At 58.6% G+C, this 25,769-nt stretch carries 23 protein-coding genes; 10 read left to right on the top strand and 13 right to left on the bottom strand.

Annotated elements, in window-relative coordinates; translation table 11 throughout:
• Positions 1–4: 4 nt before the first annotated feature.
• The 7 genes from HB630_RS24330 to HB630_RS24300 all read left to right on the top strand — a co-directional run bounded on the left by HB630_RS24330 (position 5) and on the right by HB630_RS24300 (position 5,738).
• Positions 5–976: a cytochrome c gene (locus tag HB630_RS24330; protein ID WP_213775257.1), complete on the top strand. Its 972-nt coding sequence runs from the start codon at positions 5–7 to the stop codon at positions 974–976.
• Positions 977–1,024: 48 nt separating this feature from the next.
• Positions 1,025–1,507 (top strand): VOC family protein, encoded by a 483-nt coding sequence (locus tag HB630_RS24325; RefSeq protein WP_213775256.1) that lies wholly within the window; start codon positions 1,025–1,027, stop codon positions 1,505–1,507.
• A gap of 470 nt (positions 1,508–1,977) precedes the next feature.
• Positions 1,978–2,886 (top strand): AraC family transcriptional regulator, encoded by a 909-nt coding sequence (locus HB630_RS24320; RefSeq protein WP_213775255.1) that lies wholly within the window; start codon positions 1,978–1,980, stop codon positions 2,884–2,886.
• A 244-nt stretch (positions 2,887–3,130) separates the two neighbouring features.
• Positions 3,131–3,916 (top strand): SDR family NAD(P)-dependent oxidoreductase, encoded by a 786-nt coding sequence (locus tag HB630_RS24315; RefSeq protein ID WP_213775254.1) that lies wholly within the window; start codon positions 3,131–3,133, stop codon positions 3,914–3,916.
• 2 nt (positions 3,917–3,918) lie between these two features.
• Positions 3,919–4,890 (top strand): helix-turn-helix domain-containing protein, encoded by a 972-nt coding sequence (locus tag HB630_RS24310; RefSeq protein WP_213775253.1) that lies wholly within the window; start codon positions 3,919–3,921, stop codon positions 4,888–4,890.
• Between the two features lie 10 nt (positions 4,891–4,900).
• Positions 4,901–5,116: a hypothetical protein gene (locus tag HB630_RS24305; protein ID WP_213775252.1), complete on the top strand. Its 216-nt coding sequence runs from the start codon at positions 4,901–4,903 to the stop codon at positions 5,114–5,116.
• Positions 5,117–5,321: 205 nt separating this feature from the next.
• The gene (locus HB630_RS24300) at positions 5,322–5,738 is read left to right on the top strand and encodes a cupin domain-containing protein (protein ID WP_213775251.1); all 417 of its coding nucleotides are present in this window, start codon (positions 5,322–5,324) and stop codon (positions 5,736–5,738) included.
• Between the two features lie 454 nt (positions 5,739–6,192).
• Here the strand turns inward: HB630_RS24300 and HB630_RS24295 are convergent, their stop codons facing one another.
• From HB630_RS24295 to HB630_RS24280, 4 genes are all read right to left on the bottom strand, one after another.
• Positions 6,193–7,953 carry a hydantoinase B/oxoprolinase family protein gene (locus HB630_RS24295; protein WP_213775250.1) on the bottom strand — a complete coding sequence of 587 codons (1,761 nt, stop codon included), beginning with the start codon at positions 7,951–7,953 and terminating at the stop codon, positions 6,193–6,195.
• Positions 7,950–10,085, bottom strand: a complete 2,136-nt coding sequence (locus HB630_RS24290; protein ID WP_213775249.1) for a hydantoinase/oxoprolinase family protein — start codon at positions 10,083–10,085, stop codon at positions 7,950–7,952. Before HB630_RS24290 ends, HB630_RS24295 begins: the two co-directional genes overlap by 4 nt.
• 79 nt (positions 10,086–10,164) lie before the next feature.
• On the bottom strand, positions 10,165–11,040 hold the full coding sequence (locus HB630_RS24285; RefSeq protein ID WP_213775248.1) for a fumarylacetoacetate hydrolase family protein: 876 nt from the start codon (positions 11,038–11,040) through the stop codon (positions 10,165–10,167).
• Positions 11,041–11,151: 111 nt separating this feature from the next.
• Positions 11,152–12,120: a tripartite tricarboxylate transporter substrate binding protein gene (locus HB630_RS24280; RefSeq protein ID WP_213775247.1), complete on the bottom strand. Its 969-nt coding sequence runs from the start codon at positions 12,118–12,120 to the stop codon at positions 11,152–11,154.
• Between the two features lie 138 nt (positions 12,121–12,258).
• On the opposite strand from HB630_RS24280, the gene HB630_RS24275 reads away from it, so the two are divergent.
• The 3 genes from HB630_RS24275 (at position 12,259) to HB630_RS24265 (ending at position 14,774) form a co-directional block, all read left to right on the top strand.
• Positions 12,259–13,209, top strand: a complete 951-nt coding sequence (locus HB630_RS24275) for a LysR family transcriptional regulator (protein ID WP_213775246.1) — start codon at positions 12,259–12,261, stop codon at positions 13,207–13,209.
• Between the two features lie 652 nt (positions 13,210–13,861).
• Entirely contained in the window at positions 13,862–14,158 is a 297-nt protein-coding gene (locus HB630_RS24270) for a hypothetical protein (protein WP_213775245.1), read from the top strand.
• 181 nt (positions 14,159–14,339) lie between these two features.
• Positions 14,340–14,774, top strand: coding sequence for a TlpA disulfide reductase family protein (locus tag HB630_RS24265; RefSeq protein WP_213775244.1), 435 nt, complete (start codon positions 14,340–14,342; stop codon positions 14,772–14,774).
• 276 nt (positions 14,775–15,050) lie between these two features.
• On the opposite strand, the gene adhP is transcribed toward HB630_RS24265, so the two are convergent.
• The 9 genes from adhP to hypF form a co-directional block, all read right to left on the bottom strand.
• Positions 15,051–16,142: an alcohol dehydrogenase AdhP gene (adhP, locus tag HB630_RS24260; protein ID WP_213775243.1), complete on the bottom strand. Its 1,092-nt coding sequence runs from the start codon at positions 16,140–16,142 to the stop codon at positions 15,051–15,053.
• A 51-nt stretch (positions 16,143–16,193) separates the two neighbouring features.
• Positions 16,194–17,642: an NAD(P)(+) transhydrogenase (Re/Si-specific) subunit beta gene (locus HB630_RS24255; RefSeq protein WP_213775242.1), complete on the bottom strand. Its 1,449-nt coding sequence runs from the start codon at positions 17,640–17,642 to the stop codon at positions 16,194–16,196.
• A 51-nt stretch (positions 17,643–17,693) separates the two neighbouring features.
• Positions 17,694–18,005: an NAD(P) transhydrogenase subunit alpha gene (locus HB630_RS24250; protein WP_213775241.1), complete on the bottom strand. Its 312-nt coding sequence runs from the start codon at positions 18,003–18,005 to the stop codon at positions 17,694–17,696.
• 21 nt (positions 18,006–18,026) lie between these two features.
• A complete protein-coding gene (locus tag HB630_RS24245; protein WP_213775240.1) occupies positions 18,027–19,199 on the bottom strand; it encodes an NAD(P) transhydrogenase subunit alpha in 1,173 nt (390 codons plus the stop codon).
• A 133-nt stretch (positions 19,200–19,332) separates the two neighbouring features.
• Positions 19,333–20,715 (bottom strand): NAD-dependent succinate-semialdehyde dehydrogenase, encoded by a 1,383-nt coding sequence (locus HB630_RS24240; RefSeq protein ID WP_213775239.1) that lies wholly within the window; start codon positions 20,713–20,715, stop codon positions 19,333–19,335.
• A 318-nt stretch (positions 20,716–21,033) separates the two neighbouring features.
• Complete coding sequence (gene hypE / locus HB630_RS24235; protein WP_213775238.1) at positions 21,034–22,083, bottom strand: hydrogenase expression/formation protein HypE; 1,050 nt, start codon at positions 22,081–22,083, stop codon at positions 21,034–21,036.
• Positions 22,080–23,234, bottom strand: coding sequence for a hydrogenase formation protein HypD (gene hypD, locus HB630_RS24230; protein ID WP_213775237.1), 1,155 nt, complete (start codon positions 23,232–23,234; stop codon positions 22,080–22,082). Before hypD ends, hypE begins: the two co-directional genes overlap by 4 nt.
• The gene (locus HB630_RS24225) at positions 23,231–23,470 is read right to left on the bottom strand and encodes a HypC/HybG/HupF family hydrogenase formation chaperone (RefSeq protein WP_213775236.1); all 240 of its coding nucleotides are present in this window, start codon (positions 23,468–23,470) and stop codon (positions 23,231–23,233) included. The genes hypD and HB630_RS24225 overlap by 4 nt, the downstream gene beginning before the upstream one ends.
• 4 nt (positions 23,471–23,474) lie before the next feature.
• Positions 23,475–25,763, bottom strand: a complete 2,289-nt coding sequence (gene hypF / locus HB630_RS24220) for a carbamoyltransferase HypF (RefSeq protein WP_213775235.1) — start codon at positions 25,761–25,763, stop codon at positions 23,475–23,477.
• Positions 25,764–25,769 lie beyond the last annotated feature (6 nt).

The following is a 25,769-nucleotide window of genomic DNA, read 5'->3' as shown; positions in this document are numbered from 1 at the left end:
CATCATGCTGAATGCGTTCTGCTTAACGATCCTTGTCGTCCTCTCTGCGACCCTGGCCTTTTGGGCCATGCGAGCCTGGCGATCGAAACACCGCCTCCTTAAATGGGGCGGCGGAAGCCTGGCGGGACTCGCGGCCGCAGCGTTCGCCCTGCCCGCGGTCTTGATAGTCGCGGGGCTTTATAAGTTGCAGGCTCGCCACGCCCCGGTGCCCGACCTGAAGATCGCCATGACATCCGAGCAAATTCACCATGGGCAAACGATCGCTTCCGCCTTTTGTGGCGCCTGCCATTCAAGCGCGGGCATCCTCACGGGAGGAAGAAACCTGGGCGAGCACTTGCCCGTACCGATCGGCCGGATGATCGCCGCCAATCTCACGCCGGCCGGGCAGTTGAGCCGCTGGTCGGATGGTGAAATTTTCCGCGCCATCCGTAACGGCGTCGACGCGGACGGACATCGGCTGATCATCATGTCGCTCACCAATGCCGGTAAGCTGAGCGATGACGATATTCGTGCTCTCATCGCCTATATCAGAAGCGTGCCCGCCGCTGGGGAACCTACGCCGAATCCGCCAGATCAGATCAACCCGCTGGGCCTCGTCATGGTGGGTGCGGGGCTATTCCCTGCGGGCCGACCGGTCTTCACCGGCACCGTCACAGCCCCGTCTAAAGCGGCGACCGCCGAATACGGCGCATACATCCTCTCCTATCAGGATTGCCGCACATGTCATGGCGCCAATCTGACGGGCGGCGTTCCGGGGCAGTTTGGCCCGCTCGGCCCCAACCTTGCCGTTGTGGAGGATTGGAAACTGGAGGAGTTCATCACCACCCTGCGCACTGGCGTTGACCCCAACGGCTACAAGCTCGACGGCAGTCTGATGCCCTGGCGTGCGATCGGCAAGATGGATGATGAAGAACTGGGCGCAATATACGCCTATCTCAAGCATCTGCCGGATTCCCCACATGTCGCGGCGCCCTGAAGAAAGACCGCATAGTCCCTGGGGCGGGCTGCAGGGCGATGAGGTGCAATGTTCAATGCGGGCGATCTCAGGCTTCAGGAGCAAAATATGCCGGACGTCGACATCCTATCCATCAACCATGTCTGCCTCGTTGTGCAAAACAAGGAAGCCGCCGACGCATTCTACAGTGGTGTTCTTGGTCTCAAGCCACACCATAAAGTGAAATCCTGGCTGGTTCTGAACGCAGCCAGCACGTTACATTTGGTCGCTATCCCCAAGGCCGATCCAAAGGACGCATCCCCGCATCGCACCGTTCAGCATTTCGCCCTGCAAGTCGCTGATCTGCAGAACCTGCTCAGAACGCTCCTTGCCGCGGGACAGCAGCCGTTCCAAATGGACAACAGCATGAAGGAACATGCTTTGACGGATTCGGGCGATCCCCTGACATTCGGGACCGGAACAGTTTTTATCCGCGATCCCGATGGCAACCTCATTGAGTTCATCGAGGAGGGAAAGGGACTTTTCTCGATTGAAATGCGGCCCAAATTATAGGGAGAAGGGGTCGATTCCAACCCTAACCAAGGCAGCGGCAACGGCTTGGTCGAAGGATCCTTGTCCTCGCTATCGGCGAGAGTTAGGGGCCTTGCGCGTCGCGAAAGGATGGGCGTTCTGATCGAAATCGATCTTATTTTCACGTCCGCATAAAATGCAATTGTCTGCTCAAAACGCAGACATCGTCAGGCACCTCGCTGGCGCCCCTTAATTCCAACGATCTGGTGAGCAGGCATCGGCGACAGGTTGTCGGCTAGCGGTTCATCACGTGAAAGAGCGTGACCAAAGCTTGCCTTTGGCTTATCTGTTTGCGCACTTGGTTTGCCGCATTACGAGTCACGGCATTTGTTCGTTGTGCGCGGGCAATTAATGACGAAGACGAGGGATTGCCTGGCGCTCATAGAGCAGGGTCCAAGTCGCATCAATTAGCACGGACCATATGGGCACGACCTTGGGCCAGAGGAGTATTCATGCCGCAACAGGGGTACGTTTTCGTCAACTCAAGAGAGGCCTTGTGGGAAACATCCTCTTACGAGCCGGTGACATCAAGCCGCCCGCATAAGTGGAAAGAACTTCACGCACTTCGCTTTCGTGAGCTACCTTCAAGCGAGGTCGACCTGTGCTTGCCGATGCATGCACTTGTCATGGTTACGCGACCGCCCGAAAAGATGGACCTGCGCCATGAGGGAAGCGACCTAAAATTACAGGCTCCGGTAGGTTCCATCACGGTCGTGCCGGCCGAATGCCTCGTGAACTGGCGATGGATGGGACGCAAGGATTCGTTCCATGTTTACCTTGAGCCGGGCCTTATCAGGCGAGTCGCAATAGATTCGCTGGGGCTTGATCCAACTCAGATCGTGATTCCTCCACTCAGGCTTCCGAATATCCCCGATCTTCGCGCTGCGATGCTAGCCATAGGTTCTGAGTTGACCTCTGGCAGCGACGGAGGACCGCTCATGAGCGGCTCCCTAGCCAACATTCTGGCCATTCACCTGCTCCGCTATATCGTGGGACCACGATCGCCGGCTAACCCGAGAGATGGCGTATTAGAGCGTCGGAGGCTCGACAGGGTTGTCGAGTATGTGATGGAACATCTCGATGTCGGTCCGACGCTGGAGGAAATGGCATCTGTCGCAAATCTCAGTCCCTATCACTTCGCAAGGCAGTTCAAGGCGGCGACCGGATTGACACCGCATCAATACCTGATTGCGCGACGCGTGGAACGCGCCCAGCAACTTTTGCAAGGCCTCGACAATATCGTTCTGGCCGATATAGCGCAGCGCGTTGGCTTTTCCGATCAAAGCCAGTTCGCCTTTCATTTCAAGCGGATCGTTGGTTTGACGCCGCGGCAGTTTTGGATTTCCGCAAGAATCGCCTGAAGGAGCGCAAGTTTCGCCAAGAGCTTTGGCGGCCGAACTCCTATCCTGTTCCGCAGACCCGGCGCACATCGAACCGATGTCGTCATTAGTCTTTGCCGCGCCCTGCTTTTGCTGGGATGCGAGTCATGGCAGCGCTTGGAGCAGGTCCGCGGCATAAGAACGTCCAACAATTCAAGCGCATGATCAACATCCGCCCCATTCAGGGTATGGCGATGGTGAGCTATGCCAGCTCGGGAAAATTGATATGGAAATTTGCGACAATACGATTCTGATAACGGGTGGAACATCCGGCATTGGCTTCGAACTCGCCGCTCAGCTTTTGGCGCGCGGGAACAAATTGATTGTCACCGGGCGGAGCCAATCCAATCTTGATGCCGCAAGCGCCGCGCTTCCAGGCATCCACGCCGTCAAGAGTGATGTAAGCGATCCCGGGTCGATTGCCGACCTTTACCAGCACGTCGCCGAGGAATTTCCCAGGATGAAGATGCTTATCAACAACGCCGGCGTCATGCGGAAAATCAATCTGCAGACGGCCGGATCTGATTTGCAGGACATCACACGCGAGATCGAGATCAACCTGAGCGGTTCGATCCGTATGGTTATGCAGTTCCTGCCGCTGCTGAAAAAGCAGAACAAAGGCGCTATCGTCAATGTTTCTTCAGGATTAGCCTTCGTGCCGTTTGCGATATCGCCGGTCTATTCCGCGACGAAAGCCGCGTTACACTCCTTCACGCAGTCGCTTCGTATTCAGTTGAAGAACACCAACGTCAGCGTGTTTGAATTGGCGCCGCCTTTCACCGAGACGCCTTTGTTCAAGGATGGTTTTCAAACGGCTGACTTTCTCGGTGTGAAAGCGATGGACGTCCATACCTTGGCGAGATACGCAATCGAGCAGATCGAGAAGGACTGCCTCGAAATCCGGCCCGGCCTGAGCAACCGCCTCAAGCTTATGAGCAGGGTTGCGCCGGATATTATTTTCAAACAACTCAGTAAGTCCGTTGAAAATATGCACGCTGAGAAACGGGATTAATCGTGGGAACGAACGACGTCCCGGCTCTCGTGACAACGCCTGGCGATGAATGGATATCTTCAGTCCAGCTGGCCTGCGCACATGAACCATCGGGATTTGACCCAGAGACATTTGTGGGTTGGTCGTGCCCCTTCAGCCTTTACGGGCTGGAAGCCCTCGATGTCGCTTGCAATATCCCGCGAATTGACCGCGCCCGGCGACATACGCGCCTCGATGGCTCTGATGATGGCGTGGTGTTTCAGATAGTCGGCACAGATAAATATAGCGTTGTCTTCCAGATAGCCGGCAAATCGGCGATAGATCACGGCGATACTCTATTAAATCTCGAGCAGGGAGATTTAATGCTCGTCGATCCAGCCCGTCCCATAGCTGTCCTTCGAGAGCCTGGCGTCGCCCGGCACGTTGCCTTGCATCTTCCGCGCCAGCAACTCGTCGCTCACCTGGGATACGAACCGAGGTGCGGCCTCCATCGGCGAGGCACCGCCGCCAATCGCCTGCTCATTCAACTGATTACAGAGGCTCTTGAAGAGCGAGAGCCCGCGCCGGCGGTGCCGGAAAACCATATGAGGTTGGTTATCTATGATCTTCTGGCTGCTGCATTCGCTCCGGACGAGCACAGATTGATTTCGGCTTACAGCGATAAGTTGTTCAGCCGGATCTGCAGCCTGATCAGGGCTCGATTCGCAGATCCGGAGTTGACCGCATCCGTAGTCGCGGCCGAAGCAGGGATTTCAGTACGCTATCTGCAGAAGCTCTTTAGCGCACGCGGTACGACTTGCAGCTATTTTATCTCTTCGGTTCGTCTGGACTATGCGTCACGCATCCTTCGGCGTCGTGCATTGCTTGGAAACGACGAACTGCTCGGGCAGATTGCCTATGCTTGCGGCTTTTTGGACTACGCCCACTTTTCACGCAAGTTCCGTCAGCGCTTCGGTCATCCCCCAAGCGGGCATCCGGCAACGATCGCGAGATGAGCCAGCGCAAATGCTGCAATTGAAAGACGGTGAAAAATGGAAATTGCCGGCCTCAGATCAGCCTCGATTGACGTTTGCTCGCTTGCGCCGCTGGGGGCCGACATCGCCGCTGGCTGTCGTTCGGCCCCATATCGGTGAGCTCCATTTGCCCTTATTTCTGCGTCCCCTCGCCCGCCGCGATCTCGGCGACGGCATGCCCTTCGAGTGGTCGAAGTTTGCAGTTTGATTCAGCCCCGGGGGAGCCATCGCCCATTTTATGCGAAGGGGCGCTAGGGCCGCTTCCTCAGCCGGGTGCGCAAATCGACAAGTCAAAGGGCGCGCCTTGTCTCACAACGGGATTCTATCCGTTCTACGCTGAGCGCCGGTCAACCGTCGTCACGGGATCGATGACCGCGAATTCTCACCCCGCACGAGATGGAGAGGACTGACGAATGCATACCACGACATCGGAATGCCAGCTTGTGCGGCCGGGCAGCACGATAAAGGGCAAGCAGGATCTGCTCTACAATGTCGGGATCTCGGCGGAGTCCGTGGGGGCTCAGGGTATCCACATGCAGCTTGTGAGGATCCCGCCCGGCGCGCACGCCAAGGCCCACAAGCACGAAGGACATGAAACCGCGATCTACGCGCTGCAGGGTGTATCCCACTGCTGGCATGGAGAGAGGCTCGAGCATCATACCGTGGTAAGCCCCGGCGACTTCTTCTACATCCCCGCCGGCGTGCCACACCTGCCCTACAATCCAAGCAAGACCGAGGAGGCCGTCGCCATCATCTCGCGCACGGATCCAAACGAGCAGGAGAGCGTCCTTCTCCTGCCCGGGTTGGAAGTGCTACGCACGTCCCTTTGAAGCCATTCTCGTTCCCAATTCGTCGTGCAAATATTGAGCGGCGATTTGCTCTCTGGTCTCAATAACTGTCGTCTCAGGATGTCCGCCCGTTGATCTCTATAGATGTTGATCTCGATAGATATCGTCAGGCCGCCCGCGACTGGATCAACTCCATGGTCTCGGCCCCTTTGTTCTTCTGAAAAAGCCAAGCCGTCCCTGCGGTTTAGACCGGGACAGTGAGTGAGTTATAACAAAAGTGGTTGCTGGGATAGGATTTGAACCTATGACCTTCAGATTGAGATAGGCCGAGGCGAGGCCCTCGCCAACCATTGAAACTCAGGCGCTGACAAGTGGGCCGACACTAACTCGCAAACTTCATCCCAAAGCTTATCAGTTGGCAGACCGCCTGCATTTGTATGATTAGCATGTCAGTCGATGGACTGACTCACATCCGATCAGAACTCCCAATGCCAATCTATGGTGCCGGTCGAGATCTGCGACGTTCCACAGTGGCCTGTTCGTCGAGCCTTCCTGCGCTGGTCAAAACCACGCCGTAATCCCGTGCCGCCCGTTCGCCACTCACATAGCCGAGGTCGATGTCACGAACGACCTCCGCGACCGGACGTTCAAATGGATCGCCGCAGCCGCCGCCACCGGCGGTCAGAAAGACTACCTGTGTTCCCTGCTTGATCCCCGCCTGGGTAACCTTCGTGATCGATGTCGACGATCGGTCAGGTGCGATGACGGTGATAGATCCGACTTCGGCAGGTTTGCCCCCAAACAGCCCCCACGGCGGGCATGTCGTACGTTCCCAGGCGGTGGTAAGGTTGGCATCATCCAGCACCGTACACCGCCTGACCGTTCCTAAGCCACCGCGATGCTTTCCCGCGCCACCAGAATCCTGCCGGAGGGACACCTCCTCTATCCTGATAGGATAAAGCGCCTCAACGATCTCGGCGGGAATGTCTTTGCAGTCGCCATGCGACATCGTCTTGAACGGTCCGCTGCCATCCGATCCGAGAGACGCGCCCCAGCCTCCGTGCGCGGTATCGTTGTAATTCCATAACTTGCCGTTGCTGCGCCGCCCGGTGAACTGGATGGAATTCTGGGCTGCATGATGCGCAGCAGCGACATTGCTCGGGACAGCCTCACCAAATGCCTTGATCAATCCATCGATGACGGTAGCCATGATCACATTGAATCTGGCCATCGGCGCGTTCTCGCCGGCGCTAAGGATCTTGCCGGGCGGCAAAATCACCTTCAGTGGACGGAAACATCCCTCATCCGAGTGCAGATCAGGTATCAAGGCGTACTTGTAAGCGACTTTCGCCGCGGTAATTCCGCCTCCGATCATGCCGGCGTTGTAGGGACCCTTGACCTGGTTGACGATGTCGGTGAAGTCGATGGCGACCTCATCCCCCTGGATGTGGACCTTGAAATTGAACGGCAATCTGCGATCAAGTTCGATGCCATCATTGTCGAGCCAGCACGACGCCTCGTACGTACCATCAGGCACGTCCTCGATACGCTTGCGCGCCAGCATTTCGGACCGCACCCAGCGCTCGTCGATGGTAGCCCGAATCGTATCCCATCCATAGCGCGCCATCATTTCCTTGAGACGCTGCTCGCCCAATCTGCACGCCGCAAGCTGAGCCTGGAGATCGCCGATGGTGATTTCCGGAATACGGCTGTTCTTTGCGATAAGGCGCAAAATCTGACCGTCGTCAGTGCCTGCGTTGCAGAACTTAAGCGCGGGAAACTGAATGCCTTCCTGAAAGATTTCCGTACTGCTACTCGTCATCATCGAGCCGAAGACCGCCCCGCCGATATCGGTCCAATGCGCGCGCACCGTAATAAACGCGATGAGGTCTTCGCCGTTTTCTCCAAATACAGGCGTATACATGGTCACGTTGTTCAAGTGTTGACCACTCGCCTCGGGATCGTTGGTAACGAAGGCATCGCCCGGACGAATGGTCTCGATCGGATGCGCTTCGAGCACGGATTTCAACGGAGCCCCAATGTCGGCCAGAAAAATCGGCAGGCCGCCGGTTCCCTGGCAGATCAACTGGCCATCGGCTGCAACAATGCCAACAGCAAAATCCTTATACTCATAGATCATGAGGCTATAGGACGTCCGGGTCAGATTAGTCTCAAGTTCGCTGGCGATGGCGCGAAGTAGAAAGTCGATGACCTCGAAGGTAATCGGATCCGTGCGCAGTATGGTTTGCTTGTTCATTGCGCTTCCGCTCCCACTTTTTCCAGCTGTCGCTCCGAGACGCTGTGCCTGGACGCCACATGAATGATTATATTTCCAAGGTTGTCGATCTCGCCGCGATCTCCCGGCGCGACCACGGTGGTCGAGCCGGTTTCGACGATGATAGCCGGCCCCACAAATTTCTGGCCTGCCGCAAGCGCTTCACGCTGATAGACAGGACAATCGACCCAGCCCGACTCATCGAAAAATGCCTGCCGCGACACAACCGGCTTCGCCGGCACGGTGGCCTTCGGACGGAAGCTTTCAAGCCTCGGCTTGTCGACCAAGCCGTCAAGCACGACACGCAGTGTAACAAGCTGCAGTTTGCCGCGTGGATCAGCGTGACCATAGCGCTGGGCGTACATTTCCATGAACGTGTTGTGTAACACGGACTTTGCACCGTCGGACGAAAACTCTCGAGGCGCAGGTACTCTGACCGTGTGCTCCTGACCGGCATAACGGACGTCGATGTACCGGGATATCTCGATGGCCTCAAGCCGCGGCGCCGCATCACGCAGCCGCTCTCTGGCGGCCTCCTCCATCGTTCGAAACTGGGCTTCGATATCGGAACTATCGGCCACTTCCAGATCGGCGATGTAGGTCTGGGCATTGTCGAAACGAAGATCGGCAAGCAGCATGCCCCACGCGGAAAAATGACCTGGCAGAGGTGGCACCAGCACCGCCGGGATCGATAATTCCCGGGCGATGGCGCTGGCGTGAAGCGGCCCCGCGCCGCCGCTGACGATGAGAACGAAATCGCGCGGATCATGGCCGCGCTCGATGCTGATGCGCCGGACCGCTGCGGACATCGTCACCACCGCCAGTCGAATGATCCCGCTGGCAACCTGAACATCCGGTAGGCCGAGCGGCGCGGCGATCCGGTCGTGGATCGCACGCTTTGCGGCGTCAGTATCCAGTGCCATTTCACCGCCGAGCAGACCGCTCGGTGCAAGCCGGCCAAGCGCAGCGTTGGCATCGGTAATCGTCGGCTCCGTACCGCCCCGACCATAACAGACAGGACCGGGTTCTGCTCCTGCGCTGCGCGGGCCCACCTTTAGGGAGCCCACCGGATCGAGATAGGCGATGCTTCCGCCGCCCGCGCCGACTTCAATGATATCCACCACAGGGACCTGTACGGGATAACCCTGCTCGTAACCGCCGACATAATAGATGTCGGCAATCTCAATGCGCCCCTTGTTGATAAGCGTGCATTTGGCTGTTGTGCCGCCCATGTCAAACGAAATGGCGTTGTCGTAGCCAAGTTTTCGTGTCAGCGCGGCCGCGGCCACGGCTCCCGCCACCGGCCCCGACTCCAGCAGATAGACCGGATGCTGCGCAGCAAGTTTGCCCGTCATCACCCCGCCATTGGACTCCATCAGCAGCAACGCGCCGGCAAGACCCTCCTCTGTCAGCCTGCCTTGGAGCGATTCCAGATAACGCTCCATACGTGGGCCCACATAGGCGTTGGCTACGGCCGTAGACGTTCGTTCGTGTTCGCGCCATTCGCGGGACAATTCATGCGACAGCGACACAAAACTTTTGGATTTCGAGCGAAGGTATTCACCGACAGCACGCTCATGCTGGGGATTGCGATAGGCGTGCAGCAGGCACACCGCTATCGCTTCAACGCCTTGCGCAGCCATTTCGCGCAATATCTCGTCCAATTCATCGAAGAGAACGGGCGCGATTTCATTGCCCTGGCCATCCATCCGTGCGCTGATCTCATGGCGAAGATCGCGAGACACTAATGGCGGCAGCCGCCGATAGAAAAGGTTGAATGAATCCGGCCGGTTTCCGCGGCCGAGTTCCAGTATATCGCGAAACCCTCTGGTGGTGATCAGGGCCGTCTTCGCGCCGCTGCGCTCTAGCGCCGTGTTGATGGCAGTCGTTGTACCGTGCTTCACATATTGCGCTTCGGAGAGTCTTGCCGAAACCTGATCGAATGATTGGAATATTCCGGCTGGAATATCCCTCGGCGTAGTCAGCACCTTGGCGGTGCGAACCTCGCTCGTGCGCGCATCGTAAATTACCAGGTCGGTAAACGTGCCGCCGACATCAACGCCGACCGAAATCGATTGATCGCCGGCTCGCATCGCCTTTTCCTCGGGTGACATGCTTCTTCCTCTTCGATCCATGCGCTACACACGATCAACGGCCACTTGGTTGAGTTGGAATTATCGGAGCGTCGCGGCCTTAAATCCGCTCGTCCTCGATCACGTTGCGCAACGTACCGATGCCTTCGATGATGATCTCGGCGACGTCGCCGGGCTTCATGAAAACCTGCGGATCTCGTGCAAATCCAACGCCGCCCATGGTTCCGCTGGCGATCAAATCGCCGGCACGCAGCGGCATCCATTCCGTTACATACTCGATGACCTGTGCCACAGAGTGGATCATGTCCTTCGTATTGGCCTTCTGCATGGTCTTGCCGTTGAGGCGCATTTCAATGTCAAGATTTTCGGGATCCTTTATTTCGTTAGCCGTCACGATCCATGGGCCCGTGGCGCCTGTCTTCTCGAAATTCTTGCCAGGGTTAATCTGCCGGCTGTGCTTTTGGTAGTCGCGCAGGCAAGCTTCGTTCAGACACGAATATCCGAATACGTAATCGAGCGCCTTGTCTGCCGGCACGTAGCGACCGGTGTCCTTGCCAATAACCGCAAGCAGTTCGGCCTCGTAGTCGAGTTGAGTCGATACCTTAGGCCGAAAGATTGGCTGCCGGTGCGCAGTCAAGGATTCCGGCCAGCGTGCAAAAATCATCGGCCGGTCAAACCCCTTATCCGTTCGGTTGAGCTGACGGTTCGCTTCGCTGATGTGGTCATGGTAATTAAGACCGACGCATATGATACGACTTGGGTTGGGCACGACCGGCAATAATGCCAGATCGTCATATTCAAAATCCCCAGCCTCGTTTTCGACAACCGACTTCGCGATGGGCAGGCCATCCCGCGCAATGAAATCGACGATCGTGGGGTATAGACTTCCCAACCTCGAACCAAGGTCCACGACCTTGGTGCCCTTCACTGCTCCGTAATGACAAGAACCGCCGTGTTGAAAACTGACCAACTTCATTTTACTGCTTCCTTTGAGGTATCAGCACTTGATTTATATATGTTCCCGCTCGACCCTTTGGTCGCTACCGCTTCGCATCACCGCCTCGATACGGCCGTCAGGCCCTCGGCTTCATTCCGCCTGGATTCCCGCTTGCTCGACCAAATCTCGATATTTCTTGACCTCGGCAGTCATGAAATCTCGAAGTTCATCAGGCGTGCTCGGCGCCGGCTCGAACCCTTGCGCTTCATACGACTTTTTCAAATCCGGCGATTGCAAGGCGGCGGCGATTGAACCGTTGATGAAATTTATCAATTCGGGCGGGGTGTTTGCCGGCGCGAGAATCGAACTCCAGTTCGTTACCTCGAGTCCCCTCTGAATGGCTTCATCAAACGTAGGAACATCGGGCAACTGCGAGCTCCGTTTTGCTGTTGTGACGGCGAGGGCCTGCAGCGAGCCAGCCTTGATGCTGGGCAATGCGCTCATATCGCCCATACCGAACTCAACGAAATTTCCAAGCAATGCGGTCATCGCAGGCGCAGAACCCTTGAAAGGCACATGACGCACGTCGATCTTGGTCGCGGCCACCAGCATTTCTGTGGCAAGATGAGGGCCCGCGCCGATACCCGAGGTACCGTAATTTAGCTTTCCCGGCTTGGCTCGGGCCAAAGCAAGAAAGTCCGCAACCGAATTAACTCCCAACGATGGATTGACCATCAAGATGAACGGAGACGTCGCGACGCGGGAAATTGGCGAAAAACTTTTGACTGCGTCGTACCTGACGCTGTTGTAGAGACTGGGTGCGATGGTATGCGATGTCCCGGCCAAGTATAGCGTGTAACCGTCAGGTGGCGAACTCGCCACGTAGGCTGCGCCAATCGTCGTACCCGCGCCTGGTTTATCCTCGACGATGACCTGCTGCTTCCAGATTTTGCTTAGCTCTTCGGCAAGCGTTCGAGCTTGCGCTTCTGCAGAACCACCAGGCGCGTAGGGCACAATGATACGCACCACTCTCGTCGGAAATTCCAGGGCTCCAGCCTTCGAAATGGAGCAGCAAAGCAGTACAGCCGAGCACAGTAACCCTCCAAGCTTGATGAGCATGTTTCTCCCCTGTTCTGATTCCGTCGCTCGTTCAGGCGACGGTTGGTGTTCAAAGCAGTATCGGTCTATTTTGATACCGTCCAATATATGTTACATGGCGCTATCATACCTTCCTGGTATGATTGAATTGGAGGCGTGATGGATCTCCGACGTTTGCGCTACTTCATAGCTGTTGCTGAAGAAGCAAACATTGGCCGTGCGGCGAACCGACTGAATATGGCGCAGCCACCCCTGACCCGGCAGATACAGCAACTTGAAACGGAGGTGGGCACTTCCCTGTTTCAGCGAACCCGTAAGGGCGTTCGAATGACAAATGCCGGCCAAGTCCTATTTGAGGAAGCGCGCAACATTCTCGCGCTGGCAACGCGTGCGCAAGAGCGCACGAAGCTGGCGGGTCTGGGCCAATCGGGCCGGCTGGACGTCGGCCTATTCGGCTCGAATATCCTCGCTGTACCGCAATTACTGCAAACGTTCCGGATGCAATTTCCCGACATCGAGGTCGTTGTCCACGCGATGAACAAGGAGAAACAGCTCGAAGCATTGTATGATCGTCGCGTCACGGTCGGCTTCAATCTTCTTGGTCTGAAGCTGGCCGGAATCGCCAACGAAAAGGTGCGCAGTGAGCCGTTGGTCGTTGCCATCAACGAGGCCGACCCTTTGTCCAAGCGATCTTCGGTTTCGCTTAAGCAGATTTCCGAACGACCGATGGTGATTTTTGCCAGTGGGCCAAGACCGAATTTGATGGATATGATATTTGCGCTTTGCCTTGAAGATGGATTTCAGCCCGCCATCTCTCAGGAGGTAGTCGACTCCGTAACGGCCGTATCGCTTGTCGCGGCAGGTTTCGGTGTGTCGCTAGTGCCGGCAACCGTTTCACAGATGAGTTTGCCGGGCGTGGCCTTTCGGCGCTTGAATAGATCACCACCTGTAATGGTCGACTTTAACTGCATTCACCGCCGCGATGACACGTCACCAATCTTAAAAGCATTTCTCCACACAATCCGGATGATGAGAAACGCACGCACTCCCCTCATACTGCCGCGATCGCTTTTACCAAAGCGCAATCCGGTAAAAAATGGGGCGTTATAGCGAACGCCTCGTGCGAATGTCGTTTATTTAAGCGCGGAACCAGCGCAATTTGTCCATTACGGTCGTTCCGCTCCACCCGAGACGTAACCGGATTTGCGGTCCCAACCGGCCCCATCCGAAATATAAATCAAATCCAGTGCGGAGCGTGCGGCAAGCAAAGACCCACCTCGTCCACTCAAATCGACACAAAAGTTCGCCTCCGCCGAGGGGGCGCGCTGGAACAGGCGCCTTATGGCGTGCGTGCCAATTGTGTCTGCCCTGGCCCGATCGACACCGCCTGGGCGCGGGGCCTAGCGTCCGATCCCGCTCGCGGCCCAGGAAACGATCGGCGCCATGGTGCCGCTCGGCTGCCACGGCCCCCCGGAGAAAATCGCGAATAGATCAGACAATCCATAAGACAGGTTGAGCGTCGCTCTACGCACCCGACGAATGCGCCATCGCCCTCGCCCACGGCAAAATCCCGTCCAGAAACTTCGTCGTCGCCGGCATGAAATTGCTGCCGTGATGATAAAATGGATCGAGTGGAAACGATCAGCCGGCCGGCCGTGGTAACACGGTCGTCGTAAAGCAGTGCGCCGCCGGAATCCTGGTTTGCCGGATCCGGCGGTACGTCGATCAAGGTCTGCGCCTGCGGTGGCGGTTTCAACATGCCGTGGAAATGCCAGATGGTGTCGGTGAGTCGAACGAGCAGATCCGTATCGAGGTCGTCGCAAACGGTTCGGGGATCACGATCTTCCGCGCCGACAAATCTCCTTTTCAGTCGCCACTCGCCGAAGTGCTACGAACCGTGCCCGGCATTGTTTTCAGCATGTGCAATTCGTCACGGCAGATCGCGGAGCAAAAGGAAGGCACCGCCATCCCTTTGATTCCAGGCGCGCGGCTCGTCCCGTTCGGCATCCGCCGGGTTATCGAACTCCAGGAAGCGCGGTGGAGCTATATCCATGGATAGATCGGCTTCTGCGTCACCCTTCCTTCCCCGCCCGATTTCCCGTCGCGTGGCTCTTTTCCCGCTTCTGGGTTTCGCCGTATCCCTCCTTCCGAGCGGGCGGTCGCGGGCTCAGACCTATGATCGCCCGCCTGCCTTCCGGACATCGAGATTCCAGTTCACGATCATTGAGCCGGCGACGCAATTGCCTGCCGTGACGTTGACCGATTTGAAGGGCCGGCCCGCACGTTTGGCTCCTGTCGCCAACAAGATCCTGCTTGTCAATCTTTGGGCGACCTGGTGCGATGCATGCCGGACTGACCTTCCGTTGCTGGAACGATTTCATCAGGCGACGGCCGGTCAAGTCCAGGTCGCCGCCGTATCGGCCGAGAAGAAAGACCGAACTGACATCAAGTCCTTTCTCGACAGGCTCGCCGTTCGTTCGCTCCCCATCTACCTCGACCCGGAAGGGAAGCTCGTAAGCGCGTCGAACGAGAGTCCGGCCGCCCTCTCGGCCTACGGCATGCCGGTGACCTACCTGATCACGCCATCTGGACGCATCGCCGGCTACATATCCGGGGTGGCCGACTGGCTTTCCGATGACGCGCAGCAATTGCTTTCATACTACGCCAACGCCTAAGGGGCCAACGCCGGCAAATGGATCAGTATCTACCGCTTGTATTATTCACGATGGTCTCAACGAGGCGCAACAACGCTCGCGACGAACGCTGAGGAGCCACCGCCCCTCCTGCATCCGAACATGGCGGAGATTTATCGCCAGCGGATCGCGGTACTCTATGGGAGCCCGCAGAACGAGGATGTGAGGGCCGAGGCGGCGGAAGTCTTCCGGACGCCAATCGAGAAGTTGACGCTCGTGCCTGACGCGGAAGATCTGGCCATCGTGCTGCGCGGCGACCTATACGGCGATGGTATCGCGTTTAGCCGCGGAGGCTTTCGATTGACGATCGTCAGCCTTCGTTCCCAAGAAATCGAGCACCACGCGGCCGGCCACCTTGCCGTGCTTGAGGCGATCGAAGACGTCGTTGATGTCCGAAAGCGGCTGTAGCTCGATATCAGCTTTGACCTTGCCCTCGGCGGCAAACGCCAGCGCTTCGACCATATCCTCGCGGGTGCCGACAAAGGAACCGCGGATGGTGATGCAGTTCGCCACGACATCAAACAGCGGCACGGGAAAATCACCCGGCGGTAGGCCGACCAGGACGCAGGTGCCGCGCTTGCGCGTCATGCCGATGCCCTGCTTGAACGCACCGAGCGATGGCGCGGTGATCAGCACGCCATGCGCGCCACCGTTAGTGCCCTTCTTCACGGCTTCTGCCGGGTCGCCATGCAGGGCGTTGACCACAAGATCGGCCCCCATGGTTTTCGCCAGCGCGAGCTTGGCGTCATCGATATCGACGGCGCAGACCTGCAGGCCCATGACCTTGGCATATTGAATGGCGAGATGCCCGAGGCCGCCGGCGCCCGAGATGACGATCCAGTCACCCGGCTTGGTCTTGGTCTCCTTGATGCCCTTGTAACTCGTGATGCCGGCACAGATCAGGGGAGCGGCCTGCTTTGGGTCGAGGTCGGCCGGTATGTGAGCGACGTAGTTCGGATCGGCTATGACGTATTCGGCAAAGCCGCCATTCCTCGTATAGCCGCCGAATTGCGCTTCGCCGCACACCGTCTCCCACGCGCTCAGGCAATGCTCGCAATGACCGCATGCCGAATAGAGCCAGGGCACGCCGACGCGGTCGCCCTCCTTAACGATCGTAACGCCGGCTCCCACCGCGGTGACGCGGCCGATGGCCTCGTGTCCCGGAATGAACGGCAGCTTGGGCTTTAGCGGCCAGTCGCCGGTCGCGGCATGCAAATCAGTATGGCAAACGCCGCAGGCCTCGGTCTTGACCAGGATTTGACCGGGCCCAGGGGATGGGATGTCCCATTCCTGCTGCACCAAGGGTTTTCCGAACTGCTCGACGACGGCTACGTGCATTTTTGCGGCCATTTGGTAGCTCCTGCTTTCGAGTTGAATCAGTCGACATCCTTCAACGACCGCTCACGCGGCAGCTTTTGTACCCAAGGCGCGGACCGCCTCGATCATCTTCCCCAGCACGGCTGCGGCATCGCCATAGACCATGTCGCAATTGTCGCCGTAGAACAGCGCGTTCACGATGCCGGCATAGCCTTTGCCTTCGCCACGCTTGACCACGTAGACCTTCTTGGCCTTGTCGGCGTTAAGGATCGGCATGCCGTAAATCGGCGAAGATTTTTCGGTTCGCGCCGCGGGGTTCACCACATCGTTGGCGCCGATGACCAGCGCAACATCGGTGTTGGCGAATTCCTCGTTGATGTCGTCGAGTTGAAAAATCAGGTCGTAAGGGACCCCCGCCTCCGCCAGCAGGACGTCCATCTGACCGGGCATGCGCCCAGCCACCGGATGGACCGCGAATTTGACCGAAACGCCGGCCCCCTGCAGTAGTTTAACGAACTCATAGAGCTTCTGCTGTCCCTGCGCGACGGCGAGACCATAGCCTGGTACAATGATGACCGTGCTGGCGTAACGCATGAAGATACCGGCATCGCCCGCCTCAACCGGCTTGAGACTGCCTTTGATGTCGCCCTGCTTTCGCTGGACGACGGTTCCGAAGTTTGTGAACAGGATGTTGCTGATCGAGCGGTTCATCGCCTTCGCCATCAGCAGCGTCAGGAGCAGACCGGCGGCGCCAACCACCATGCCGGCGATCATCAACGCCGGGTTCTGCAGCACGAACCCTTCGAGGCCCACCGCGAGACCGGTAAAGGCATTGTAGATCGAGATCACCACCGGCATATCGGCGCCGCCGATCGGTAGCGTCATCAAAATGCCAAACACCAATGCGCAGCCGAAGAACAGCCAGATCAGATCGGGCATCGGTATCAGCGGGGTTACACCACGGTCAGCTACGAAAACAATGTAACCGCCCACGGCGAGGGTCGTCAGCATCACCAAGCCATTGAAGATTTGCTGGCCCTTCACCCGCAGCGGCTTGTTAAGGACGCCCTGGAGCTTGGCCCAGGCAATCAGCGAGCCGGAGAAGGAAATTGCGCCGATCAGGGCGCCCAGCAAGGTCACCACAAGCTGAACCGCTCCCGGCACCCTGGCGCTGAACAGTTCGACCGCTGCGATCGCGCCGGCGGCGCCGCCTCCCATGCCGTTATAGATGGCAACCATCTGCGGCATGGCCGTCATCGCGACTTTCTTGCCGGCCCACCAGGCGACGCCGCCTCCGACGATAAGCGCGACGACACCAAGCCCTGCATTAGCCACCAAGTGCGGCTTTGCGGACGCACCTGCATCAAAGACATAGAGAAAGCTCGCGAGGATGGCCACCAACATACCGATGCCAGCCACGAAGATGCCTGACGGCGCGGTCACCGGCGACGACATCCGCTTGAGCCCGTACATAAAGAGAAACGCAGCCGCAAGATCAGTTACACCGATGATCAATTGGGCAATACTTGTCATTGTCATTCCCTCAACGCGCCATTTTGAACTCGGCTTCGCATGAGTTGCTCTTTATCGTTTGTCGGCGTGGCCGCTTGTCTGGAACATGGCAAGCATACGATGGGTCACGGCATACCCGCCCGCGGCATTGCCGGCGCCAAGCAGCACAGCGAAAAAGCCGATTGCCTGCTCCTGAACCGTGCTGGCGTTGAGAAGTGCGAACATGCCGCCGACGACCACGATGCCATGCACAAAATTCGATCCGGACATCAGAGGCGTATGCAGGATTGCCGGGACATGGCCGATGATGACCCAACCGGCAAAGGCAGCCAGCATGAAGATATACAAAGCCACAAAGCCGGTGATCTCGATTGAAAAGTCCATTGCGCTATCTCCTCCTCGCACTCAGGCCGCCTTGATGGGCGCCTTGCCGGCAGTTTTCTCGATGGCGTTGCTGGGATAGGCGCCCTGCTCGCTCTTATCGCTGTGCATCCTTCCCGCGTGGGTCAGGACCGTCTTGGCAAGCACCTCATCGTCCCAGTTCAGGGCGATGATGTTGTCCTTCATCATCAGCATGAGCAGGCTTGCGACATTCTTCGCATAGAGCTCACTGGCATCCCTGCCGAGTAGCGACGGAACATTCAGCGGGGCAACGATCGTCACCGGACCGATCGCAGCCGTTTCGCCGGGTCGCGTGTCCTCGCAATTTCCGCCGCCTTCGGCGGAGAGATCGACAATTACGGCGCCTGATTTCATGCCGGCTACTTGCGCCCTGCTGATGAGTTTCGGCGACGGCCTGCCGGGAATTGCGGCGGTGGTAATGATCAGGTCGGAACCCTGGATATGCTTGGTAAGCGCGTCTTCGACCTTGATCTTTTCCTCAGGCGTGAGCGCACGGGCGTACCCGCCCTCACCTGTGGCATCCACGCCCGTATCCACGAAGGTCGCGCCCAGTGAAAGCGCTTGATCCTTGGTTGCAGGGCGGATGTCGTAGCCCTCGACCACGGCGCCGAGCCGCTGGGCGGTGGCGATCGCCTCCAAGCCCGCAACGCCCAAGCCCATGACCAACACCTTGGCCGGCCCAATCACGCCCGCGGCCGACGTGATCTTGGGGAGCACGCTGGCCATATGGGTCATGCCGATTGCAACGGCATAATAGCCGGCCAAAGCAGACTGGCTCGACAAGGCATCCATGGCTTGGGCCCGGGTAATACGCGGGACGCGTTCCATCGCAAAACAGGTGATCTTCCTGTCCAGCAAGCGCTGTACCAGCGCCTTTTCATTTTCCGCATAGACGAATGAAATCAGGATCGCGCCTTCTTTCATCGTATCGATTACAGCCAGATCAGGCGGCTGCACGGCAAGCACCACGTCGGCGTCACTAACCAGCACCTTGCGATCAGTCATGAACGTAACGTCCTTGAATGCGGCGTCGCTTAATTTGACTGCGGCGCCAGCGTCCAACTGCATATGAAGTTTAGCGCCCAGCTTGATCAGCTTGCCGGTCACTGACGGCACCAGCGCCACCCTGCGTTCATGCAGCTGTGTTTCCTTGAGAACGGCGACGTTGACATACATGAGTGACTCCGGCTCTTGACGCTATTCGAACCAACGGACTGACGGAAAGCGCTGGACGCCGACCACGGCCTACGCGATGACGCAGTCTGCGCCGCGCGATCGACGCCAGATCAATGGCGTCGATCGAAGTGCTTCAGAGTGGCGCTTCGGCCGTCACGTAGCGAACCAGCTTCTTGTTCACGAACTCCTGGATACCCATGTCGCCAAGCTCGCGCCCGTAGCCGGAGTTCTTGATGCCGCCAAACGGCAGCTCCGCATCCGACCAGCTGATGCTGTTGATGAACATCATGCCGGTATCGACTTGGCTGGCCACACGTTTGCCGCGTGCGAGATCCTTGGTGAACACGGAGCCGCCGAGGCCAAAGTCGGAATCATTAGCAAGCGCGATGGCAGCGTCTTCGTCCTTGACGCGGAAGAACATCGCAACCGGACCGAAGAATTCGTCACGGAAAGCTGGGTTATCCGGTTTGACGTCCGTCAAAATCGTGGGCTGCATGAAGGCGCCCGGACGATCGACCCGCTTGCCGCCCATGAGCACTTTGGCTCCGTGAGCAACAGCAACGTCGACCTGTTTGAGAAGATCGACCAACGCCGATTCCGTGGACAACGGACCCATTGTTGTCTTCTCGTCCAAGGGATCACCGGCCTTGAGCGCTTCGAGTGCGGTCTTGAACTTCTCGAGAAATTTGTCGGCGAGCTTTTCGACAACGATGAACCGCTTCGCGGCGCAGCAGGTCTGCCCAGTATTGTACATCCGGCCCCATACCGCCCACTTCACGGTATGTTCGAGGTCGGCGTCGTCGAGTACGATGAACGCGTCGCTGCCGCCGAGCTCCATCGAGGATGGCTTGAGGGCCTTGCCGGCGCGAGCCGCAATGCTCTTGCCGGCGGCAACGCTGCCGGTCAGCGCTACACCCTTGACCCTAGGATCATCGACCACGCGGTCGGACTGCTCATGCGAGATCAGCAGATTGGTATATAGACCGGCCGGCGCACCGGCATCGATCCAGAGCTTTTCGAAGGCGACCGCGCATTGTGGAACGCAGCCGGCATGCTTCACCACCAGTACGTTGCCCGCCATCAGATGCGGACCCGCGACACGGGCAAGCTGATAGTAGGGAAAGTTCCAGGGTTCCACACCGAAGATCACGCCAATGGGGCTGCTTTCCATATGACCATCGCCGAGCGTCGGATGGAGTTCGACGTTGGCAAGGAACCGTTCGGCGTTCTTGGCGTAGTAGGCAAGGATATTCGAGCTGAACTCCACCTCGCCCCGCGCCTCACCGATCCGCTTGCCCATTTCCAGCGTCATGGTATGCGCAAATGCCTCGGCCTGTTCGTGCAGCAGCTTCGCTGCCTTGTTTACGATCACCGCACGCTCGGCGTACGACTTTCGCTTCCAGGTTTCGAAACATTTCGCGGCGATGGCCAGCTTTTCCTCGAGCTGCTTGTCGGTGAGCTCTTCGAATTTCTTGATGAGCTTGCCGGTGGCGGGATTGAGACTTTGATAGGCCATGTCCTGGTTCTCTTTCGATGTCGTAAGGCGACCAAAGGTCGCCGGGTAGTTGCTGAACCATAGCCATCAATAGAACTGCGGGGGTAGACTCGGAAACTACTCACGCCCGCCAACTCAGAATCGAGAAACAGAACGCCCCCGAAACCACGCCGTTGGCCGGTCGAATCGGATGAGCGGTGCTCTGGTGCAGCTAATCTTGCAACATCACATTGATGTCATTGCGCGCTGGGCGTCACGGCGGGCGTGCCGTTGAGGGGGACACGTCGCGTCTAACCGGATGAGCCGCGCTCGGCTCGGGTTTGCACAGCAATCTTGTTGTCAGCAAATCCTCGGAAGCTGTTCACCGGAGAGCCAGTCCACGATGCGGCCACCACCAAATGAGGTCGTCATCTGCACAAAATGTTGATCGTCTTGGGTCGCCGCACCGATGAGAGCGGCGTCACGACCCAGCGGATGACCACGCATCGCAGCGAGCAGGGCCTCGACAGCTTCCGGCGCCACGACGGCGATCAACTTGCCTTCATTGGCAACATTGAGCGGGTCCAATCCCAGGAGTTCGCAGGCGGCGGCCACTTCCGGCCGAACCGGGATCGTGCTCTCGTTGATGGAGAATCCCACTCCCGATTGCTGCGAGATCTCGTTGAGGGTAGCGGCCAGCCCACCGCGGGTCGGGTCGCGCATGAGGCGAAGCGACGGTCCGACAGCATCCACCATTGCAAAAACGAGTTCGTGCAGAGCCGCGCTGTCCGACTGTATTTCCGTCTCGAATCCGAGATTGCTGCGTTTCGACATCACCGCCACCCCGTGGTCTCCGATCGAACCGGAGAGGATGACTTGATCGCCCGGCCGCGCGCGATCCCCTGACAGATCGAGGCCGGGCGGGACCACGCCAATCCCGGTCGTCGAGATGAAAACGCCGTCAGCTTTCCCGCGCTCGACGACCTTGGTGTCGCCAGTTACGATCGTGATCTTCGCATCGCGCGCGGCATTGCCCATACTGTTTGCGATCTTTTGCAGGTCAGCCAGCGGAAAGCCTTCCTCGAGGATGAAGCTGACCGCGAGGTGCAACGGGCGGGCACCCGCCATGGCCACGTCATTGATCGTGCCATGCACAGCCAGGGAGCCGATGTCCCCGCCCGGAAAGAACAAGGGCGAAATGACATACGCGTCGGTCGACATCACCATGCGGCCGCCCGGCACATTAAATGCGGCCTGGTCGTTGCCCTGGTCAAGCAACGGGTTTGTGAAAGCCTCCAGGAACACGTCCTTGATCAGCTGCGTCATCGCCCGGCCACCCGCGCCATGGGACAGGTCGACGCGACCACTCCGGAGATCCAGTTTGCGTGTGCGGAGTCTCGATGCGGTCATGCGATGGCCTTTTCCGCGTCGATTTTCGCTTTGTCTCGAAACCGACCGTAGGTCCAGTGCGCGGCGCAGGCTCCTTCCGGCGATACCATGCAAGGGCCCATCGGCGTCTCGGGGGAGCAAAGCGTGCCGAACAGTTTACACTGCGCAGGCTTCTTGAGGCCCCGGAGAATGGTAGCGCATTCACAGGCGGGATTGTCGGCAGCCGGTATGGTTTCAATTACGAAGCGTCGCTCTGCATCGAGATCGGCATAGGATTCGCGGAAACGCAGCGCGCTCGCCGGAAGCTCTCCCAATCCACGCCATTCGAAACTCGCGCGCACTTCAAAGATCTCGGCGATTTCCCGCTGTGCGATCAGGTTGCCTTGCGCCGTGACCGCTCGGATATATTGGTTTTCTACATCATGGCGGCCCTCGTTCATCTGGCGGACCAGCATGAGGATGGCCTGCACCACATCGAGCGGTTCGAACCCCGCGATGACGACAGGCTTTTCGAATTCCGCGGCGACACTATCGTACGGCAGTGTCCCGATCACCGTGCTGACATGGGCTGGTCCCACGAAACCGTCGACCCGAACACGCCCAAGACCCGGCACCTCCGGGCTGTCGAGGATTGCGCGGATCGCCGGCGGCGTGAGAACGTGGTTGCAGAACACGCTGAAATTCGTCAGCCGCTTTTTGCGCGCCTGCCGGATAGCAATCGCAGTCGGCGGGGTGGTCGTCTCAAATCCGATCGCAAAAAAAACGACCTCGCGATCCGGTTCCGCCTCGGCGAGGCGGATCGCATCCAGCGTCGAATATACCATGCGGATGTCAGCGCCGGCGGCGCGCGCCTTGAGCAAGCTGGTATCGCCGGAGGCCGGTACACGTAGCAGATCTGCATAGGTACATAGCGTCACCTCAGGGCGCATCGCCATTCTGATGGCGTCATCAATGCGCCCTACCGGGAGGACGCAAACAGGACAACCTGGCCCATGCACCATCTGGATGTTTGCAGGAAGTAAATCCTCGATCCCGTAGCGCGAAATTGCATGGGTGTGGCCGCCACAGAACTCCATGAACTGGTACCGACGATCCGGCACTGCTTCGCGGGCTATAGTTACGGCGATAGCGCGGGCCAATGCACCGTCACGATATTCATCGATATATCTCATGGCCGGCACTCTTCCATCTCGGGCACCGCAGCCTCGCGCATCAATGCGAGCGTGCGCTCGGCTTCGTCCGGATCGAGTCTCGCCAACGCGTAGCCGACATGGATGATCAGATAATCGCCGACTCGCACTGCCTCGACGAGAGCTGTGGATACGATCTTCGAGACGCCACCCAACGTGACCCGCGCCATATCGTCTGGAAGAAGCTGTTCGACACGGATGGGGATGGCGAGACACATACGATCATCTCCTTATTGCATGGCTTGAGGCGGCGGTCCCGGCGACGAGATAAGCCCGCGCCATCGCCGCCTGCCCGAGCGAAAGACCGCCATCGTTGGCGGGTACCGCGCGTGGCAGCCGCGGATTGAGGCCTAAGCCACGCAACCGAAAAGCAAGCCCCTCCGCCAGAACACGATTTGTCAGGCAGCCACCACCGAGCACAATTTCGATCCCGCCGAGTTCATTGGCCGTCCGGCTAATCCATTCGGCGAGACCTTCGATCAGCGTGCCGTGGAACACGTCCGCGCCCTCGTCCGCCTGCAAACCCGGCTCCAGAAGTCCGGCCAGAAGGGGGCGGAAATCCAGCACATGGTTGGCGATGCGATAACCGCTGGGCAGGCATTTCGCGCTACGCACCAACGCCTCTAGTTCCATCGCCGCCTGGCCCTCATAGTTCTGTCGTGTGTTCACGCCGAGCAGTGCAGCGGCGGCATCGAACAGTCGTCCCATGCTGGTTGTCATCACCGCAGCCCCGATCACATCCGGCGCTGACGCAAGGCGGCTCGCTAGCGCTATGCCGGGAAAACGTCTGGCGGCTTCCGCACCTCGGCCCAAAGCGGTTAAAGCGGCTACGCCCATCCGCCACGGCTCCAGCGCGGCGCGGTCTCCCCCCGGCATCGCAAGAGGAGCAAGGTGACCCAATCTTTTCCACGTCGCGCCGCTTAACAAAATCAGTTCACCGCCCCATGCGGCTCCATCGTCACCGTAGCCATAGCCATCGAGTGCCACTCCGAGAACTCTTCCCCGCATCTGATGTTCGGCGGCGACGGCAGCTATATGCGCGGCGTGGTGCTGAACCTGTAGCAGCGGCAAGCCGGTCGATTGGGCAAACAATGTAGAGCGATAGTCGGGATGTAGATCACAAGCAACGATCTCGGGCGCGACTCCCAGGGTCGCCATCATTTGCCGTGCAGTATCCTGATAGAAGCGGATCGTATCCGCCGCACGGAGATCGCCCAAATGCTGGGAGACGAAGGCCTCGCGTCCCCGAGTCACACAGAGCGTCGCCTTCAGATGCGCTCCGGTCGCGAGCACGGTTGGTCCATCCTCCCCAAGATCGATCGGTTCGGGCACGAGACCGCGCGACCGGCGAATCATGACGGGCGCGTCATCGACGACGGCCATGACAGAATCATCCATGCGGACGAGGATCGGCCGATCATGCGTCACCACCAGATCGGCGATATCAACGAGCGCTTCTTTTGCCTCAAGCTCGTCGATGATCGGGGGTTGGCCACCGATATTGGCGCTGGTGGCGACAAGCGACGTCAGATGGGGTGCGTCAAGCCAGACCAAGCCCGCTGGATAACCTGCTAAAGCGTGGAACAGCAGATGATGAACGGGCGCGGAAGGAAGCATGACGCCGACGCGATTCATTCCAGGTGCCACGGATGGAGCCAATTCCATACGACTTCGCACAAGAACGATTGGGCGGCAGATGTGGCCGAGCAATTTCCGCTCCTCGACGGTCGGCGCAGCAAAGTATTCGACCGACGCAACATTGGCGGCCATGACTGCGAGAGGCTTACCCGGCCGTTGCTTACGCCGGCGTAATTGGGTTACCGCGGCTTCGTTCGTTGCATCACACATGAGCTGATAAGCGCCGACCCCTTTCAAAGCCACGATCATCCCGCGGCGCAGAGCCGCGGCTATCTCACCGATGGAATGGCTCATCCGCGGACCGCACACCGCACATGCAATCGTCTCCGCGTGGAACCGGCGGTTGGCGGGATCGCGGTAGTCACGCGCGCACGCCCCGCACGGGGCGAATCCAGCCATTGAGGTATTCAGTCGATCGTAAGGCAACCTATGGACAATCGTGGACCGTGGGCCGCACTGCGTACATGTCACGAAGGCATAAAGATGGAAGCGGCTGTCAACGTCGAACAGTTCGCCGAGGCATGATGGGCATGTGGCTGCATCGGGAACGATGCGGGCCGATCCGCGCTCAGTTCCCACACTTTCGCGAATCGTAAATCCCTTTTGCCCCTCGAATGGCAGGGAGGTGACCACAATTCGGTCGATCCGTGCAAGAGTCGGCTTCTGCATGTCCAATTCGCCGATAAACTTATCCAGCTGAACACCCTCGATCTCCGCCACAACGCTTTCTCCGTCATTCAGAACGAAGCCCGCGAGGCTGTAGCGTGCGGCCAGATGATGCATGAAAGGCCGGAATCCGACGCCTTGTACGGCTCCGCTGACGCGAATTCGCACGCGGCTGACGTTGATCGCGGATATGGCCGGTGTATGCATCAGGAC

It is taken from the genome of Bradyrhizobium sp. dw_78, assembly GCF_018449525.1.
Taxonomy (GTDB): domain Bacteria; phylum Pseudomonadota; class Alphaproteobacteria; order Rhizobiales; family Xanthobacteraceae; genus Bradyrhizobium.
The sequence above is the reverse complement of the archived record's forward strand: the minus strand, read 5'-3'. Positions and strand labels throughout refer to the sequence as shown.

What these genes read in the sequence shown, in the direction of transcription:
- HB630_RS24330 (WP_213775257.1), top strand. Translation starts at nt 5, where the DNA reads ATGCTGAATGCGTTCTGCTTAACGATCCTTGTCGTCCTCTCTGCGACC.
- HB630_RS24325 (WP_213775256.1), top strand. Translation starts at nt 1,025, where the DNA reads ATGTTCAATGCGGGCGATCTCAGGCTTCAGGAGCAAAATATGCCGGAC.
- HB630_RS24320 (WP_213775255.1), top strand. Translation starts at nt 1,978, where the DNA reads ATGCCGCAACAGGGGTACGTTTTCGTCAACTCAAGAGAGGCCTTGTGG.
- HB630_RS24315 (WP_213775254.1), top strand. Translation starts at nt 3,131, where the DNA reads ATGGAAATTTGCGACAATACGATTCTGATAACGGGTGGAACATCCGGC.
- HB630_RS24305 (WP_213775252.1), top strand. Translation starts at nt 4,901, where the DNA reads ATGCTGCAATTGAAAGACGGTGAAAAATGGAAATTGCCGGCCTCAGAT.
- HB630_RS24300 (WP_213775251.1), top strand. Translation starts at nt 5,322, where the DNA reads ATGCATACCACGACATCGGAATGCCAGCTTGTGCGGCCGGGCAGCACG.
- HB630_RS24295 (WP_213775250.1), bottom strand. Translation starts at nt 7,953, where the DNA reads ATGAACAAGCAAACCATACTGCGCACGGATCCGATTACCTTCGAGGTC.
- HB630_RS24290 (WP_213775249.1), bottom strand. Translation starts at nt 10,085, where the DNA reads ATGTCACCCGAGGAAAAGGCGATGCGAGCCGGCGATCAATCGATTTCG.
- HB630_RS24285 (WP_213775248.1), bottom strand. Translation starts at nt 11,040, where the DNA reads ATGAAGTTGGTCAGTTTTCAACACGGCGGTTCTTGTCATTACGGAGCA.
- HB630_RS24280 (WP_213775247.1), bottom strand. Translation starts at nt 12,120, where the DNA reads ATGCTCATCAAGCTTGGAGGGTTACTGTGCTCGGCTGTACTGCTTTGC.
- HB630_RS24275 (WP_213775246.1), top strand. Translation starts at nt 12,259, where the DNA reads ATGGATCTCCGACGTTTGCGCTACTTCATAGCTGTTGCTGAAGAAGCA.
- adhP (WP_213775243.1), bottom strand. Translation starts at nt 16,142, where the DNA reads ATGGCCGCAAAAATGCACGTAGCCGTCGTCGAGCAGTTCGGAAAACCC.
- HB630_RS24255 (WP_213775242.1), bottom strand. Translation starts at nt 17,642, where the DNA reads ATGACAAGTATTGCCCAATTGATCATCGGTGTAACTGATCTTGCGGCT.
- HB630_RS24250 (WP_213775241.1), bottom strand. Translation starts at nt 18,005, where the DNA reads ATGGACTTTTCAATCGAGATCACCGGCTTTGTGGCTTTGTATATCTTC.
- HB630_RS24245 (WP_213775240.1), bottom strand. Translation starts at nt 19,199, where the DNA reads ATGTATGTCAACGTCGCCGTTCTCAAGGAAACACAGCTGCATGAACGC.
- HB630_RS24240 (WP_213775239.1), bottom strand. Translation starts at nt 20,715, where the DNA reads ATGGCCTATCAAAGTCTCAATCCCGCCACCGGCAAGCTCATCAAGAAA.
- hypE (WP_213775238.1), bottom strand. Translation starts at nt 22,083, where the DNA reads ATGACCGCATCGAGACTCCGCACACGCAAACTGGATCTCCGGAGTGGT.
- hypD (WP_213775237.1), bottom strand. Translation starts at nt 23,234, where the DNA reads ATGAGATATATCGATGAATATCGTGACGGTGCATTGGCCCGCGCTATC.
- HB630_RS24225 (WP_213775236.1), bottom strand. Translation starts at nt 23,470, where the DNA reads ATGTGTCTCGCCATCCCCATCCGTGTCGAACAGCTTCTTCCAGACGAT.
- hypF (WP_213775235.1), bottom strand. Translation starts at nt 25,763, where the DNA reads ATGCATACACCGGCCATATCCGCGATCAACGTCAGCCGCGTGCGAATT.